Origin of the sequence: Psychrobacter sp. G, from assembly GCF_000418305.1 — a bacterium.
GTDB classification, from domain to species: domain Bacteria; phylum Pseudomonadota; class Gammaproteobacteria; order Pseudomonadales; family Moraxellaceae; genus Psychrobacter; species Psychrobacter cryohalolentis.
This window is the reverse complement of sequence record NC_021661.1, coordinates 2477776-2493764: the sequence shown is the minus strand read 5'-3', so window position 1 is coordinate 2493764 and position 15989 is coordinate 2477776. Positions and strand designations below refer to the sequence as shown.

General features: G+C 41.8%; 15 protein-coding genes. 12 read left to right on the top strand and 3 right to left on the bottom strand.

Translation table 11 applies throughout. The features are described 5' to 3' along the window. Positions 1-151: 151 nt before the first annotated feature. From htpG to PSYCG_RS10390, 8 genes are all read left to right on the top strand, one after another. On the top strand, positions 152-2194 hold the full coding sequence (gene htpG, locus PSYCG_RS10425) for a molecular chaperone HtpG (RefSeq protein ID WP_020444164.1): 2043 nt from the start codon (positions 152-154) through the stop codon (positions 2192-2194). A gap of 335 nt (positions 2195-2529) precedes the next feature. After that, the gene (locus tag PSYCG_RS10420; RefSeq protein ID WP_020444163.1) at positions 2530-4011 is read left to right on the top strand and encodes a C13 family peptidase; all 1482 of its coding nucleotides are present in this window, start codon (positions 2530-2532) and stop codon (positions 4009-4011) included. Positions 4012-4095: 84 nt separating this feature from the next. Further along, a complete protein-coding gene (gene fghA / locus PSYCG_RS10415) occupies positions 4096-4995 on the top strand; it encodes an S-formylglutathione hydrolase (RefSeq protein ID WP_020444162.1) in 900 nt (299 codons plus the stop codon). Positions 4996-5261: 266 nt separating this feature from the next. Next, positions 5262-5522, top strand: a complete 261-nt coding sequence (locus PSYCG_RS13720) for a TIGR03643 family protein (RefSeq protein WP_201765233.1) — start codon at positions 5262-5264, stop codon at positions 5520-5522. A gap of 162 nt (positions 5523-5684) precedes the next feature. Further along, positions 5685-6374 carry a ribulose-phosphate 3-epimerase gene (gene rpe, locus PSYCG_RS10405; protein WP_020444160.1) on the top strand — a complete coding sequence of 230 codons (690 nt, stop codon included), beginning with the start codon at positions 5685-5687 and terminating at the stop codon, positions 6372-6374. 105 nt (positions 6375-6479) lie between these two features. Further along, positions 6480-6824: a hypothetical protein gene (locus tag PSYCG_RS10400; protein ID WP_020444159.1), complete on the top strand. Its 345-nt coding sequence runs from the start codon at positions 6480-6482 to the stop codon at positions 6822-6824. A gap of 121 nt (positions 6825-6945) precedes the next feature. Continuing rightward, complete coding sequence (locus tag PSYCG_RS10395) at positions 6946-7257, top strand: hypothetical protein (protein ID WP_020444158.1); 312 nt, start codon at positions 6946-6948, stop codon at positions 7255-7257. Positions 7258-7458: 201 nt separating this feature from the next. Next, positions 7459-7770, top strand: coding sequence for a hypothetical protein (locus PSYCG_RS10390; RefSeq protein WP_011514309.1), 312 nt, complete (start codon positions 7459-7461; stop codon positions 7768-7770). A 122-nt stretch (positions 7771-7892) separates the two neighbouring features. Here the strand turns inward: PSYCG_RS10390 and rpmG are convergent, their stop codons facing one another. Both rpmG and rpmB read right to left on the bottom strand, forming a co-directional pair. Beyond that, positions 7893-8048 carry a 50S ribosomal protein L33 gene (gene rpmG / locus PSYCG_RS10385; protein WP_010201403.1) on the bottom strand — a complete coding sequence of 52 codons (156 nt, stop codon included), beginning with the start codon at positions 8046-8048 and terminating at the stop codon, positions 7893-7895. Positions 8049-8213: 165 nt separating this feature from the next. Continuing rightward, positions 8214-8450, bottom strand: a complete 237-nt coding sequence (gene rpmB / locus PSYCG_RS10380) for a 50S ribosomal protein L28 (RefSeq protein ID WP_011280972.1) — start codon at positions 8448-8450, stop codon at positions 8214-8216. A 485-nt stretch (positions 8451-8935) separates the two neighbouring features. Here rpmB and PSYCG_RS10375 point away from each other — a divergent pair, with 485 nt between their 5' ends. Together PSYCG_RS10375 and purU are read left to right on the top strand one after the other, a co-directional pair. Continuing rightward, entirely contained in the window at positions 8936-11155 is a 2220-nt protein-coding gene (locus tag PSYCG_RS10375; RefSeq protein ID WP_020444157.1) for an Ig-like domain-containing protein, read from the top strand. 315 nt (positions 11156-11470) lie between these two features. Continuing rightward, the gene (purU, locus tag PSYCG_RS10370; RefSeq protein WP_201765232.1) at positions 11471-12349 is read left to right on the top strand and encodes a formyltetrahydrofolate deformylase; all 879 of its coding nucleotides are present in this window, start codon (positions 11471-11473) and stop codon (positions 12347-12349) included. A 121-nt stretch (positions 12350-12470) separates the two neighbouring features. Here the strand turns inward: purU and PSYCG_RS10365 are convergent, their stop codons facing one another. After that, positions 12471-13277 carry an inner membrane protein YpjD gene (locus PSYCG_RS10365; RefSeq protein WP_020444155.1) on the bottom strand — a complete coding sequence of 269 codons (807 nt, stop codon included), beginning with the start codon at positions 13275-13277 and terminating at the stop codon, positions 12471-12473. Positions 13278-13510: 233 nt separating this feature from the next. Between PSYCG_RS10365 and ffh the strand changes: the two genes are divergently transcribed. Further along, positions 13511-15058, top strand: coding sequence for a signal recognition particle protein (gene ffh / locus PSYCG_RS10360; RefSeq protein WP_020444154.1), 1548 nt, complete (start codon positions 13511-13513; stop codon positions 15056-15058). A gap of 198 nt (positions 15059-15256) precedes the next feature. Then, complete coding sequence (gene tsaB / locus PSYCG_RS10355) at positions 15257-15940, top strand: tRNA (adenosine(37)-N6)-threonylcarbamoyltransferase complex dimerization subunit type 1 TsaB (RefSeq protein ID WP_041772633.1); 684 nt, start codon at positions 15257-15259, stop codon at positions 15938-15940. Positions 15941-15989 lie beyond the last annotated feature (49 nt).

Sequence of the window (15989 nt, the reverse complement as noted above, 5' to 3'; positions counted from 1 at the left end):
TTTTTACGCTTGAAATTTTCTCCCGCGCCCCTATTAGTATAAACAGCTTAGCGGTATTCAAAACGTAAGCTCTCTAATATTCATTGAGTAAGTTTCGTTTGAGTACTGCTATCTTATAATAAGTTTTTAACATAAATTGAAGGAGTTTTTTATGAGTGAACAGAACCCAACAGACAATAAAAATGTTGATGACATTGTTTACGATATTAATGTTAATAAAGACACTGCTAATGACAGTGCCGCTAATGAAAGCAGCCCTGAATTAAAAAAACATACCTTTGAGGCGGAAGTGGCGCAACTGCTACATCTAGTGACCCACTCGCTTTACTCTAATTCTGATATCTTTGTGCGTGAGCTGGTTTCAAACGCCTCTGATGCCTGTGATAAATTGCGTTTTGAAGCGACCAATGATGACAGTCTTTATGAAGACGATGGTGAGCTAAAAATTCGCATTGCTGTCGATGAAGACGCCAAAACCATCACCTTTACCGATAATGGTATTGGGATGAATGAAGCCGATGCCATCGAAAACTTAGGTACGATTGCCAAGTCCGGTACTAAAGCATTTTTAGACAAGCTGTCTGAATCACAGAAGCAAGATGGTCAGTTGATTGGTCAATTTGGGGTTGGCTTTTATTCGGGCTTTATCGTTGCCGATACTATCAGTGTTGAAACTCGCAAAGCTGGCGAACCTGCGGATAAAGGCGTACGCTGGGTATCAGATGGTACGGGTAGCTTTACTGTTGAGCCTATCACGAAAGCGACGCGTGGCACCGCCATTACTTTGCATTTAAAAGAGCAATATAGTGAGGGCGAAGATAGCTATTTAGACCGTGGCAAAATTAAGCAGTTGGTTAATAAATACTCAGACCATATCAGCTTGCCGATTCAGATGCGTAAAGAAGTCTGGCAAGAAGATGAGGTTGAAGAAGGCAGTGACACGCCTGCCAATGGTCAAATGGTCTTAACAGACGAATGGGAAACCATTAATAAGGCCAGTGCCTTATGGACACGTTCAGCCTCTGAGATTGAAGATGAAGAGTATATCGATTTTTATAAAAATATCACCTATGACATGGACGCGCCACTAGCATGGACGCATAACCGTGTCGAAGGTCGTGTTCAGTATACGCAGCTATTGTATATTCCTAAAAAAGCACCTGTCGATTTGTACACGCGTGAGCAGCAGCATGGGCTTAAGCTGTATGTGAAGCGCGTCTTTATTATGGACGAGGCAGAACAGCTGTTGCCAATGTACCTACGTTTCGTTAAAGGTGTCATCGATTCAGCCGACTTGCCATTGAACGTGAGCCGCGAGCTATTACAAGAGTCGCGTGATGTAAAGTCTATCCGCGATGGTAACGCGCGTCGTATTTTGACTTTGCTGGCCAGTCTAGCCAACAGTGAAGACAGTGATAAGCAAGAAAAATTTGCGCAGTTCTACGCTGAATTTGGTGATGTCATCAAAGAAGGCGTTGGCGAAGACATGGGCAATCAAGAACGTATTGCCAAATTGCTGCGTTATGCAACCAGTACTCAGGATAGTGTGACGACCAGCTTTGAAGACTATAAAGCGCGTATGAAAGACGGTCAAAAAGCCATTTATTATCTCACGGCTGACAATCTAGCGGCTGCTAAAAATAGCCCACAGTTAGAGCTATTCAAAAAGAAAGGCATCGAAGTTATCTTGATGACCAGCCGTGTCGATGAGTGGGCGATGAATTTCTTGACCTCATTTGATGAGACACCGCTACAAAACATCGCCAAAGGTGCAGTTGATTTGGGCGACTTGCAAGACGAAGCCGAAAAAGCTGAAGCTGAAAAAGCGCAAGAAACCATGAAGCCTGTCGTTGATAAGCTAAAAACGGCGTTAGGCGAACGTGCCAAAGACGTTAAAGTATCGACGCGTTTGGTTGATAGTCCTGCCTGCTTAGTCGTTGGTGAAGGTGAGTTATCACCACAAATGATTCAGATGCTTAAGCAAATGGGTCAAGATGTGCCAGAAAGCAAGCCGACGCTTGAGGTTAACCCTGATCATCCATTGATTAAAAAGCTTGAAAGTAGCGAGCAGTCAGCCGAAGATTTTGATAAATTGGCGCAAGTTATTTTCGACCAAGCATTACTAGCAGATGGCGGTCAGTTAGATGATCCAGCCGCTTATCTCAGACGTGTTAATGAGCTATTGATGAGATAATATTCAAGGTTTGATAGAAGATTTTGATAAAAAAGGAGGTCTTAAATTTAAGACCTCCTTTTTTGATGGGTTTTTAAGCGAATTTTACAATTCAGCCTTATGCTCTTGACCGACAATCCGTTACAATCGCGATAGATTAGCGAGCTAAAATATTAGTCAATAATATTAATGTGCGCTATCCGTCTCTTATATTCATTTCATAGTGAATTAAATATAAAATTGATATCCCTATGCCATGTAAAAAAATTAAATGAAAGACAGTAAACGGCATGGATATCAAAATATTTTATCATTGATTTGTTTTATTTCTCTCGACTGGCTAGAGGTCTAAGTCTTTGTCACTTGCGTCGTTAAAAACCGTCTCACTGCAGCGCTTTTCGCTCAATTTCGCTGCCAATATTATTGCAACCTTGTGGATGCTAGTAGGCTCAACACGGGCATTCTCTTGGGTTAAACCTACCTTTGTTCAGTTCGCTGTATTTGCGCTATTGGCTTTGGGTAGTAACGTCCTATTTTCTTGGTTAGCCGCTCCAGACGGCAGTATATTCAATGAGCAAGGATTGGTAAGCTATCTCATATGGCCGATGATTATTCTGCTTGGCGGCATTATTCTGGCACGGCGCGCAGGCAATCAAGCACTGGTTTTTGTGCCTGTCGTACTGTGGTTGGTTGCTGATACTTTATCTGCTCTATTACAAAGCTTAGTACAGTTTTTAGGTAGCTATAGCTGGTTGCCCGATTGGAGTTATTCGTTTTTACCAACGCTATTTTTGGTGCTGTTTTTATGGCAGACCTTGGCATTGTTATGGATATTTTCTCGTCGCCTGCGTATACCGTGGTGGGAGCGGATCATCGTCATCATCGGTGCTGTTGCACTATTGACGATATGGCAGCGTAACGTCGCTGACCAGCCCATATTTAAGCAGATACCCGTAGAGCCAGTATTAGAAGAAGCCGCCTTATATGAGCAGCCGCGTTTATTACAAGAGGCGCTGGCTCGTATAGATCCTAGTATACCGGGCAAAAGTGATTGGTACTTTATGGGTGTGGCGGGATTCTCTGATCAAAACGTCTTCCGTTCTGAGATTAATAAAGTACGTGAGCTGTTTGATGTGCGTTTTGGTACTAGCGGGCATTCATTGGCACTGATTAATAATAACTACACTTGGCTAGATGAGCCAATTGCCACCAAAACCAGTATTTTACGCGGCTTAAAAAGAATTGGTCAGCAGATGAACGCTGATGAAGACGTGTTATTTATGACACTATCGTCGCATGGCGATCAGGATTTTATCCATTTATCTAATCCACCGCTTGCGATGGATAATCTGGATGCAACATGGCTGCGAGAGTCGTTAGATGCCTCAGGTATTCGCTGGCGTGTTATCGTGGTATCGGCTTGTTATTCAGGTTCGTTTATTGATGAATTAGCGTCGCCGACGACAGTGGTGATTACCGCTTCGGCAACAGACAAGATGTCATTTGGCTGTACCAATAGTGCTGAAATGACCTATTTTGGGCAAGCATTTTTTGCTGAAAGCTTAAGAGAAAACACCAGTTTTTCTGCTGCCTTTAAAGACGCCGCTTATCGAGTAGAAGAGCGTGAGATCTCTATGGGTTTTGAGCCATCAGAGCCGCAAATGGTGATCGGTAGTTTGATGGAAACGGCGTTGCCAGCATTTGAGCAAGTGTTATTTGATAAAACACGACCGCCGCTTGCTAGCATTATAGATACTTCGAATGCGACAACGACTATCAATATTTCACCGGGTACGGGCGCAGATACAGTTGTAGATGATAAGAACACAGCGAACTGATTTTTATCCCATTTTTAATCTGATGCTTTTTTAAATAAGCATCTGTTTTCAACTATTTTATCTTAGCTAAAAAGGATAATGCTTATGAATAATTCTTATAACCACAGTCTCTCAGCCAGCACCCAGCTTACGCAAAAAAGTGTCAATCGTTGTTTTGATGGTGAGCAGCGTTATTACAGTCATCAATCAGCGGCTACCAAGACGCCGATGACCTTTAGTATTTATCTGCCTGATGAGGCACTAGCAGGGCAGCGTTGTCCGGCGATTTTATATTTATCAGGTCTCACTTGTAATGCCGATAATGTGACCCACAAAGCGCATTTTCAACAAAAATGTAGCGAGCTTGGTATGATATTTATCGCACCGGATACCTCTCCTAGAAGTAGTGAAGGTAGCGAAAGAAGTGAAGTGCCAAACGATGAGCGTTATTTTGTTGGTCAAGGCGCAAGCTACTATGTCGATGCGACGCAAGCACCTTGGGCTGAGCATTTTAATATGCAAAGTTACATCGTTGATGAGCTGTATGATTTATTACGCTCAGAGTTTCCGATTGATAGTATTGGTATCACGGGTCACTCGATGGGTGGTCACGGTGCCTTATTATTAGGCTTTAAATTCCCAGGCAAGTTTGTGAGTGTGTCAGCTTTATCACCTGTGTGCGCCGCTAGTGAGTCGGCATGGGGTCAAGCAGCTTATACAGAGTATTTTGGTGATGACAAGAGCTTGTGGGCGCAAGCAGACGCTTCTCAGATAATTGAACAATTCGGTCAGCAATACTCAAGCATCTTGGTTGACCAAGGCGCTGCCGACGAGTTTTTAGCGGATGGTCAATTACAAACGTCAAAGTTACAACAAGCCTGTACAAAGGCCAAGCAGCCATTAACATTGCGCTATCAAGCCGGTCACGACCATAGCTATTATTTTATTCAAACAGTGATCAATGAGCATATTGAACATCACTGGCGTATGGCACAGCTTAGCTAAAATTTGCTCTCATATTGTTCGTTATTGTGTTTCAGATTTAAAAGGTCATACCTATGGCAAGTTATCAAGACTTAAGTACCGTTACTGCCGATACTCCATCAGTAGAGGATAATTCTGTTGCTACTAAAGCCACGCTTGCCACCATGCAAGCGGATATGGATGCTGCTTTAAAGAATAAACAGCGAGACCATACCAGTACCAATTTAAGTAATCCTCAAACTCATGCAGTCAAATCAAGCTCAGTTATCGCCGCTTCTAGCAATGATATGACTGTTCATGCCCTCGATGAGTCACAAGTGTCGCGCGTGATAGAGATGGCGTGGGAGGACAGGACACCGTTTGAGGCGATAGAGCATAGCTATGGTCTCAATGAGTCCGGCGTCATTACACTTATGCGTCAGGTGCTAAAACCGTCCTCGTTTCGCTCATGGCGTCAACGTGTGAGCAATCGCGCTACCAAGCATGAAGCGATACGAGGTTTTACGGTAGGTCGTGCTTATTGCAAAACCCAATATAAACCGCGCTAATTGTCTGCATGTGTCTGTATCTGCTGAGTCTACCTATAATATCGATACTCAGTACCCATTATAGACCCTGATTATCCGTTATAATAGACATACGTATTATTCGTGCTATGCATACATCTATATATTAAATCCTTAGTCAAATATCCATTAGGTAGCTCAATTATGATCAGTCCCTCTAAGCCGTATCTAATCGCCCCTTCTATATTATCTGCTGATTTTGCCAAATTAGGTGAAGAGGTAGAACGTGTATTGGCGTCTGGTGCTGATGTCATCCATTTTGATGTGATGGATAACCATTATGTACCCAATTTGACGTTTGGTAGCATGATTTGTAAGGCGCTGCGTGATTATGGGATTGATGCACCAATTGACGTGCATCTAATGGTGAGCCCTGTTGATAGTATGATTGAGCAGTTCTTAGAGGCGGGTGCCAGCATTATCACATTTCATCCGGAAGCAAGCTCGCATATCGATCGTTCTTTGCAGTTGATTAAAGATGGCGGCGCTGAGTGTGGTTTGGTATTGAATCCAGCAACGCCATTGCATTATTTAGACTATGTCATGGATAAAGTGGATCAGGTCCTACTGATGAGTGTCAATCCTGGCTACGGTGGTCAGTCATTTATTGAAGGGACGCTAGAAAAGGTTCGCCAAGTACGTCAGCGTATCATTACTAGCGGTCGTGATATTAGATTAGAAGTAGATGGCGGTATCAAAGCCAATAATATCCGCGCCATTGCCGAAGCAGGTGCTGATATGTTCGTCGCCGGTTCAGCGATATTTAATCAAGAAGATTATAAAGCAGCAATCGATGCCATGCGTGCAGAGCTTGCCTTGGCAAATGGGGAGTAACGCCCCATATAGTAAGTTATATACTATTAAATAGTAAAGTTACCTATTATTAATAGCCGCTGTATGACTGATTATATTAAGCGACACGTCAGCTAAAGGTAAAATATGAATATGCAAAATGCAAAACATCGAGCTGGGTCCCAGCAAGCCTCGCAATCACGTAGCTTAGTGCCAAAAGGTATTACTATTGGCTTAGCCATGTTCGCCCTTGTTCTGAGTCTAGCTGGTTACGGCTTTCGCCTGATGGTTGGTGAAGATGCCGGTGAAGTATTACGCCACGCGGCGGTGATCGTACCCGCATTTATGCTAGGCATTCCCCTTTTATTTTGGCTAGGTTCACGCCTACTTAACAAGGTTAAAGATATGCATATAGAGAGCTGGAATGCCATTAGTTTGGGGTATTTGACCTCTTGTATCTCAATGCTGTGGTTAATGGGTACTTATAGTTAAGTTTTTATTAGTAGAGATAAAGCTCCTTAATAAAGATAACCTTGTAATATTTTTATAAGTTGTTTTTTGATACACTTTTTCACCGTTAAGTCATGCTCTATAAGCTTGACTGGAATTCTACATGAGAATCATACCGACCAGTATTGCCAATATTATTTATCCAAAAGACTTACCAAATGGTTTATTTACCAGCTTAATTATTGCCTGTCTGTTGCTAGGTCTGTCTTCGCTTCGTCATGGAACTGATTGGCAAGGCTGGCTACACGTCTTTGAAAACTGGCTGCTCATGTTATTGATACTGCCAACCGCGACTGCGACAGTAGCGTTACCGTTCAAATATCGTGATCCGACATTAGAGTTAAAGCTCATGTACTATCTCGGTATGTTTGTTGCTTTCTTATTTACCCTAGCAAAACTGCGTTACTGGCGTTAAAGGCTGGTAATTTCTATAAAACTAAGACTATCGAGCCTGAGTTGTGCAAAAGACTTATAGAACAGCCCTTGAATTATAGCGCCAAAGCGTCCATTGTATGAATAAGATAGTTTTGCCCGCATGACTGTAAGACAGTAGCTTTAGTAAGTGGAATCAGCGCGTTTTTTACAGGTATAAATCGGGATAATAAGGATACAATGAATGCCATACGATATCGATAATGAGATTGAAGTAGATAATGACAGTACCGATCAGTTTGCAGGGTTTGCCAAAGAGACGACCCTTGAGCTGGTAGAAGCAGACGATGGCAAATTGCTCTTACGTGATGCTGAACAAGATGATGCGCCGCTGATGACCATTGATTTTTCTGATAAGTTAAAAGAGATATTAGGTAGTGATACCCAAGCGATTGGGCAGCATATGATTCATGCTGCAATCCAAGTTATTATGCAAAAGCAGATGAGTCAATGGCATGCGCATGTCTATGACAAAGAGCCGACGCACTATAGTTAATGATGTATAAATCAATAGCAAATAGATAAATAGTAGTCAGTCTAAATAACAACAATAAAAAAGGGTTTATCAATTGATAAACCCTTTTTTTGTTCAAATAAAACCATTTATAAAAATGGAGATTATTTGATTTTTGCTTCTTTAAAGATCACATGCTGGCGTACTTTTGGATCAAATTTTTTGATTTCCATTTTGCCAGGCATAGTGCGCTTGTTTTTGGTAGTGGTATAGTAATACCCAGTACCAGCTGTTGATACTAATTTAATTTTATCTCTCATGATGGCTTTCCTGTAAATGAGCGGTCTTCAATCGATAGGTATGGGTCTAAAGTATTAAGTGGCTGTAGATAGTATCCAGTCATAAATATATGGGCTGGTAAATATTCAGCATAGCAGCAGCCTAAATAGCGACATTCATCGATAAATTAGACTGCCAATATTTACTTAAACTTTTTGACCTTGTGCGCGTAGATCTACTAGCACTTTATCGATACCCAATTTGTCAATGATGCGCATACCTTTGGTAGACACACGTAGACGTACAAAACGATTTTCAGACTCTACCCAAAAACGATGGTTATGAAGGTTTGGTAGAAAGCGACGACGGGTTTTGTTGTTTGCGTGCGAAACATTATTACCCACCATAGGGCGCTTTCCAGTCACTTGGCAAACTCGAGACATGGCGAACTCCTAATCTATGAGGTATGAGTTTTTCTCATACCAGTCTGGGCAAGTTGCACGTTTTTGCGGCATGGACACAGCAAGCGGCAGCTTTGCACCAAACAAAACTATATGAATGTTGAGTTGATATTACTGTTATCTAAAGGCAAATAACAAGCATACCAATTCAGAAAATTTTAAAGCCGACATTTATACCATAAAAGAGATGAATACTCAAATATTTTTGTGATAACTGTTGGATTAAAGGAGGGCTATTATACCCTGAAATGAAGGCACTATGTTGTTGATTATTTAATAATAAGGATTCACTTTTTAGTTGTAAGTTATGACAAAAGTCAGTAAAGTCTCAGTTATATATTTAATACAATCTGTTAATACTACTGGCATTATTGTAAATGTATGTATCATTACCAATCCATTAGGATTCCGTGTAATGATTTTGCCTGTTTACTTATATAAATGATTGCCGTTGCGGAGTTCCAAACATGTCATACAGCTCATTACCATTCACTTTTAAGTTATTTCAGCTCACCTTTTTAACCTGCGCATTGGCACTGGCTGGTTGTGGTGGTGGAGATGGCACGGATATAATTGCGCCTGCCCCTGATTTGGGTCCTGAAAAGCCTAGCAATGGTAGCAACGGTGAGGATGGAACAGGAATACCAGTAAGTGCTATCAATGTAACACCTATAACTTTAATAGATTCCTATGGCAAAGTAACTCGTACTATTACGTCAGTTGGAGCGAGTGCAACAGTGATAGTAACTGATGGTAATAGAAATCCAGTAAGCAATGCTTTGGTATCCTTTCAAGCTGAAGGTGTTATATTTGGTACTAGCAATAACACTGTTTTGACGAATGAAAAAGGTGAGGCATCTATATCCGTCAAACCTTTAGATAGTGCAAATACAGGAAGCTATCAACTCAGCGCAACTGTTAATTATAATGATTTGACCAAAACTACGCCTGGCTATAACTTTTCTTTACAGGCTATACAAGTGTCACTAACTGAATTTACATTGTCATCTACCAGTTTGGACTCGGGTAGTAATACAAATATCACTCTCAAAACAAAAGATGCAATCAATGACGTCTACCAAAACGATGTTACTGTAAACTTCACTACTAGTTGTGGCAGTTTTGATAGTAATAGTGTCATTTCTAGCAATCAAGGTGATGTAAGTACAACTTATAAGGCTATTGATGATAATGGTAACTTATGTGAAGGTGCACAAACCATCACTGCTACTCCTGCGAACAATCCAGTAAACAGACAAACAAAGACTATAAACATCTCTGGTATTGAAGCGAGCTCAATATTTTATACCACAACTGAGAAACTGCAGTTAGGAGCAAGTAATAGTGGCTCATCAAGCTCAGGTCAGATAGAGTTTACTGTATTCGCAAATGGCAGACCTGCTGCCAATCAGCAAGTTGAAATAAGTAAATTGCAGGTACCTACTGACTTTAGTTTTGTAACATTAAATAACCAAGCCCCCAGAACAGTAACTAGTGATTCGCAAGGTAAGGTCGTCGTCAACTTATATCCAGGTGCATTACCAGGACCTGTAGAAATTAAAGCCACCTTAAAATCAAATACCAGTATATTTGCCTTATCAAAAGACGTCTCTGTAGCGACAGGACGTGCAACTCAAAATGGTGTTAGTATTTCGTTGAGCAAAAACGTATTAGCTAATAGTGTAGATGGCGATACTGCAACCATTACAGTACGATTAGTAGATAGAGTGGGTAACCCTGTACCTGATGGTACGGTAATGAGTTTCGTCAGTGAAGGTGGTAGAGTAACGCCAAGTTGCGCGACTAACAAAGGAATATGTACGGTTGAGTTCAGTACTCAAAACCCACGTCCAGTAGATAATCGTGTCGCAGTAATTGCTTATGTAGAAGGTGATAAAGCTTATATTGATAAGGATGGCGATAATCAATTTAGCGCTGGTGATATATTCACGCATAACATCGGCGACTTCTTCCGTGATGATAACGAAAATAACAATTATGATTCTGAAGCTGGCGAATTTGTATATAGAAGAGGGGCTACTGGCGCTGTTTGTGCACCTTCTTCTAACTCTCAACCAAATATTGAAGAGACCTGTGATAATAAGCTGTCAGCTATCTTACGCCAACAGTTTATACTAGGTTTAGCTTCCGATAGTCCAGTATATGAGGGTTTACCTGGTTCTCTTAATCCTAATTTAGGAAAGACGGCAATCACCCGAGCTTTTAAAATGTATGGTAATAGTGCACGTACGGTCAGTATGCCGTCAGGAACTACCATTAGTGTTGTGGCTGAAGATAAGACTGACTACTCTCCTACGGTAGAACTGACGAATGGTATAATACAGGTATCAAATGCTGAGCCAAATACTACGGCTATTGTTAAATCAGGTTCAACCTCTATTAGTGTTTCAATCAGTGGGAACGGTACGGGTTCAGTAAGTACCACGTTGCCAGAAGGGTCATCCTTAACTGTAGCAAATACGAATGTGACCTGTGAAGCAGAACTTACTTCTGGCAATTTGAAATTACCTAGTATTATTAATCTAGGAGTTGGTAAAGTAGTTGATAGCGCGGTAAGCTATAAGTTCGAATATAGCGGCTGTCGTCCTAATGATAAAATCAAAGTATCAGTAACAACACCAGCTCCAGCCGCTACTACGACAACGACCACAATATCTGTCATATAGTAAGCATCTTACAATATTATAAATACAAAAACCCTCAACCCTCGCGTTGGGGGTTTTATCTCTATAATCTCTATAATCTCTATAATCTCTATAATTAAATATAATCTCTATAATTAAATATAATTAAATATAATTAAATATAATTAAATATAATTAAATATAACCAACTCAATCAGCAAATTCTTGCAAAAACGATTAGAATAGTCGGTTTCCTATGCTGTTAGCTATATTCAAAGCAAGCAGCAAGTTTTATTTTTAATTGAGCGTACTATGTCAGACACCGCAACGATTGCTTCACCAAAAACGTCACTTCAAATGACACTTAAAGAGATTCCTACTATTACTGCTACAGCGACCCTATTGATTAAATGCCGTGACCAAGCCGGTATCGTACAAGCCGTATCTGAGTTTATTCATCGCTATGGCGGCAATATCATTACGTTAGATCAGTACTCAACGGCCCATGAAGGCGGTCAATACTTTATGCGTTTAGAGTTTGCCTTAGCGGGATTGAGTGAGATTATCGATAACTTTGAAGCCAGCTTTGCGCATACCGTTGCCAAACGCCACAATATGGAATGGCGCTTACATGACAATGCGATTAAGACCAAAGTTGGTATCTTGGTATCTAAATTTGATCATGCCTTATTAGACTTACTATGGCGTCATCAGCGCGGCTTGCTCGATTGCGAGATTACCTGCGTGGTAAGTAATCATATTGCTTTACGCCAATCAGTAGAAAATTTTGGTATCGCTTTTTATCACGTTCTAGTGACCAAAGATAATAAAGTAGAAGCAGAAGAGAAGATCCATACATTGATGGCGGGTAATGATTTATTGGTGCTAGCGCGCTATATGCAGATATTGTCGTCAGACTTTGTTAAGCGCTGGCCGATGCAGATTATCAATATTCATCATTCGTTCTTGCCTGCGTTCGTTGGTGCTGACCCTTATCGTCAAGCTTACGATAAAGGGGTAAAGTTGATTGGCGCAACCGCCCATTATGTGACTGCTGAGCTCGATCAAGGACCTATCATTGAGCAAGACGTGCACCGTGTGACACATCGTCAAGGTGTCACTGAACTGCGCGCTATTGGTCGCGATATCGAGCGTAATGTATTGGCACGCGCAGTCAATTGGCATGTACAAAATCGCGTGATTGTCGCAGGGAATAAGACGGTAGTATTTAATTAGGTTTTCATTAGAGTGGTTTGAAATTTAGAACAGAGTATTAAAAGATATTTAATAAAAAAGCTGCGAGTATTCTTATTTAATACTCGCAGCTTTTTACTATATTACTATTGTGAAGCTGGTTCTATAACACCATCTCTAATACAAACTTGCTACCGACAAAGCCAATCGCTAATAAAATAAAAGCATAGATAGTCATATTAGCGGCACGTTTTCCGCGCCATCCAGCACGCCAATTACCGATAAGTAATGCACCAAACAGCAGCCAAGACATCAGGCTAAAGGCTGTTTTGTGCACAAGATGCTGCGCCATCAAGTCATCTACGTAGATAAAACCAATACCCAGTGCAACGCTCAGCAGGACAAAGCCGACCAATAGCATATCGAATAATAGGCTCTCCATGCTTTGAAGAGACGGCAGCTTGTTGACCCAAAAGCGGTGAATCGATTGATGCTTAAGCTCACGTATTTGTAGTCGCAAAAATAGCGCTTGTACCGCTGCCATCAGCAGCACACAATATGCGGCAAGCGACAGCAAGATATGAGACTCAAGCCCAATGCTAATATCTGTAATCGGACGATAAGGCGCGCGTCCAATATGACCGATTAGCATACCTACAAGAGCGGTCGGTGCCGCGAGGATACCCAGACTGACAATAGGTCGATACAGAGAAAACATGACGTAAAAAAACAAAAAGAATAAGCTGACCAAGCTGATGATATTAAACAGATTGAAATTTAGCCCATAGAGTGTGACTATGTGTGGATAAAGTAGCGCTGCGTGTGCCAACATGCCCACAAATAATAAGCCTAAGCTTGGGCCTTTATGGATAGGTCTATCTTGAATCAGCGCCCAACCAATATAGATGCTGACTAAGAAGTAAGCCATCGCAGCAAGTAAAAATGCAAGTTGCAAGATATAAAACCTCATCTCATAATGCGCGCAAAATACGCGCTTAATTTCATGCTAAAGTGGTATTATTAGAATAATTACCCAATTTATCATAAAATGGCACTCAATTGAGCACCGTCTTATGTATTCCTGATAAATGCTTAGCAATTGAGCTTGAATACCTGCAATCGCATACCCTAATAGTTTTTATCAACTCTTTCATTTATGAAGAGTTAAGCTTAATCCAGAATTATTTTAACTGAGAGTTATTTATGTTTGATACTTTAACAGAACGATTGTCGTCTAGTCTGCGCAATATCGCAGGCACGGGGCAATTGACCGAAGACAATATCAAAGACACTTTACGCGAAGTACGTATGGCGCTGCTGGAAGCCGATGTGGCATTGCCAGTCACTCGTGATTTTGTGAAGCGTGTCAAAGAGCAAGCGCTTGGCGCTGAAGTGCTTAAAGAGTTAGCACCAGGACAGGCATTTGTCAAAATCGTCCATGACGAGCTGACTGAAATGATGGGCAGTGCCAATCAGCAGCTTGAGATGACAGGTAAGCCGCCGGTTATTTATCTGCTAGCAGGTCTGCAAGGTGCTGGTAAAACTACCACTGCCGGTAAATTGGCCAAGTTCTTACAAGAGCGCCATAAGAAAAAAGTCATGCTGGTATCTGCTGACGTTTACCGCCCAGCAGCGATTGCCCAGCTTGAGCAAGTCGCTGGACAAGTAAATGCCAAGTTCGTCAACTCAAGTAGCGACGAAAACCCGATTGATATCGCCTTGCGTGCTATTGAGGAAGCTAAAATTCAATATCAAGATATCTTGATTATTGATACAGCTGGTCGTTTGGCTATTGATGAAACCATGATGGATGAAATCAAGGCGTTAACCGCTGCGGTCAATCCTTCTGAGACACTGTTTGTTGTTGATGCGATGACTGGTCAGGATGCGGCAAATACTGCCAAAGCCTTTAACGATGCGCTGCCATTAACGGGCGTTATTTTGACCAAGACTGACGGCGATGCTCGTGGCGGTGCGGCGCTTTCTGTACGCGCCATCACAGGTAAGCCGATTAAGTTCTTGGGTCGCGGTGAGAAACTAGATGCGCTAGAGCTGTTCCATCCTGAACGTATTGCCCAGCGTATTCTTGGTATGGGTGACGTCTTAAGTCTAGTTGAAGAAGTTGAGCAAAAGATTGACCGTGATAAAGCCGAAAAAATGGCGAAAAAGATGCAAAAGGGCGGCGAGTTCGACCTTGAAGATCTATTGACCCAGTTTCAGCAAATGAAAAGCATGGGCGGCATGGCAGGCTTCTTAGATAAGATGCCAGGTATGGGCGGCTCTGATATGCAAAAAGCCGTTGAAGATGCCAAGCCTGAAGAAAAAGTACGTGAGATGGAAGCGTTGATCAATTCGATGACGCCATTTGAGCGCAAAAATCCTGATAAAATCAATCCAAGTCGTAAGCGCCGTATTGCTGCAGGCTCAGGTCGTGAGATTCAAGACGTCAATCGTTTGCTCAAGCAGCACAAGCAAATGGCAAAAATGATGAAAATGATTTCTAAGCCTGAAGGCATCAGTAAAATGATGAAATCGATGCAAGGGTTGATGGGCGGCGGCAGTGGAGCAGGCGGCGGTGGTCCATTATTCGGCGGTGGCGGTCAGCAAGGTGGTGTTAAAGATGTGAACCCACAGCAAATGGCAAAGCAGATGGGACTTGACCCAAATAACATGCCAAGCACTGAAGAGATGCAAAAACAGATGCAAGAGCTACAAAACCAAGCGCCGAAGAAGTTTAAAACACGTTTTTAAATGATTTAGTGCTACTGGGAAATATTGATAGTAAAAACCTCAAAGCTAAATGAGCTTTGAGGTTTTTTCATATTTTGGATATTTGAGTGAATTCTCATAAAGAATGCATGAAAAATATAGAAAGTAAGTCAATTAATCTGTCCTAAATGCTATGATAGGCGCTGTTTTACGATGTCAAGAGAATTAGCCGAGGTTATGATGTTTTTAGCAATGGATACCGTGTTCGATCAGTGTTCGATCGCCATTTTAGATGCCAGCGGTCAAGTGTTATCGAGTCATACTGAGACAGGTAAGCGCCAGCAGACGCAGCAAATCTTACCGATGATTGACGCGGCATTATCTGAGGCGCAACTAAAACTGGCTGACATACAAGCGCTTATCTTTAATCGTGGTCCTGGTGCCTTTAGTGGTATACGAATCAATACGGCAGTGGTACAGGCGCTATCTGTCGCGCACGATATTCCTTGTGTGGGCGTTTCAAGCCTGCAAGCGATTGCGCAAGCGGCGTATCAGCAACAGGGTTTAAGCGAAGTATACAGTGCTCTTGATGCGCGTATGCAGCAGGTATATTTTGGGCAATATGCTCTAATAGACAATATTATGCAGGCGGTTAATCAAGACAATGGCGAAGATACTGAGCAGCTACTTGATTATGATAGCCAGACAGCGCTAGAGATTCCTATCGTTGGCAATGGTGCCGGTTTATTAAGTCTACATGACGGTCAGATTATTTATGCTGATATCCATCCTGATGCGACCGTGATAGGACAATTGGGTGTGGCTCAGTTTATGGTCAATGGCGGAACAGAAGCGGCGCAAGCTTTACCCAAATACTTACGCAATCAAGCGTGGAAAACGTTGAAAGAGCAAGGTAAGGCTTAGTATACCCTTTCTATATTCAGTGCTTATAAAGCTTTCAAGTGTCGCACGC

Excerpts from the sequence above, each read along its gene's own strand:
- htpG (WP_020444164.1), top strand. The coding sequence starts at position 152 with ATGAGTGAACAGAACCCAACAGACAATAAAAATGTTGATGACATTGTT.
- fghA (WP_020444162.1), top strand. The coding sequence starts at position 4,096 with ATGAATAATTCTTATAACCACAGTCTCTCAGCCAGCACCCAGCTTACG.
- PSYCG_RS13720 (WP_201765233.1), top strand. The coding sequence starts at position 5,262 with ATGACTGTTCATGCCCTCGATGAGTCACAAGTGTCGCGCGTGATAGAG.
- rpe (WP_020444160.1), top strand. The coding sequence starts at position 5,685 with ATGATCAGTCCCTCTAAGCCGTATCTAATCGCCCCTTCTATATTATCT.
- PSYCG_RS10400 (WP_020444159.1), top strand. The coding sequence starts at position 6,480 with ATGAATATGCAAAATGCAAAACATCGAGCTGGGTCCCAGCAAGCCTCG.
- PSYCG_RS10395 (WP_020444158.1), top strand. The coding sequence starts at position 6,946 with ATGAGAATCATACCGACCAGTATTGCCAATATTATTTATCCAAAAGAC.
- PSYCG_RS10390 (WP_011514309.1), top strand. The coding sequence starts at position 7,459 with ATGCCATACGATATCGATAATGAGATTGAAGTAGATAATGACAGTACC.
- rpmG (WP_010201403.1), bottom strand. The coding sequence starts at position 8,048 with ATGAGAGATAAAATTAAATTAGTATCAACAGCTGGTACTGGGTATTAC.
- rpmB (WP_011280972.1), bottom strand. The coding sequence starts at position 8,450 with ATGTCTCGAGTTTGCCAAGTGACTGGAAAGCGCCCTATGGTGGGTAAT.
- PSYCG_RS10375 (WP_020444157.1), top strand. The coding sequence starts at position 8,936 with ATGTCATACAGCTCATTACCATTCACTTTTAAGTTATTTCAGCTCACC.
- purU (WP_201765232.1), top strand. The coding sequence starts at position 11,471 with ATGACACTTAAAGAGATTCCTACTATTACTGCTACAGCGACCCTATTG.
- PSYCG_RS10365 (WP_020444155.1), bottom strand. The coding sequence starts at position 13,277 with ATGAGGTTTTATATCTTGCAACTTGCATTTTTACTTGCTGCGATGGCT.
- ffh (WP_020444154.1), top strand. The coding sequence starts at position 13,511 with ATGTTTGATACTTTAACAGAACGATTGTCGTCTAGTCTGCGCAATATC.
- tsaB (WP_041772633.1), top strand. The coding sequence starts at position 15,257 with ATGTTTTTAGCAATGGATACCGTGTTCGATCAGTGTTCGATCGCCATT.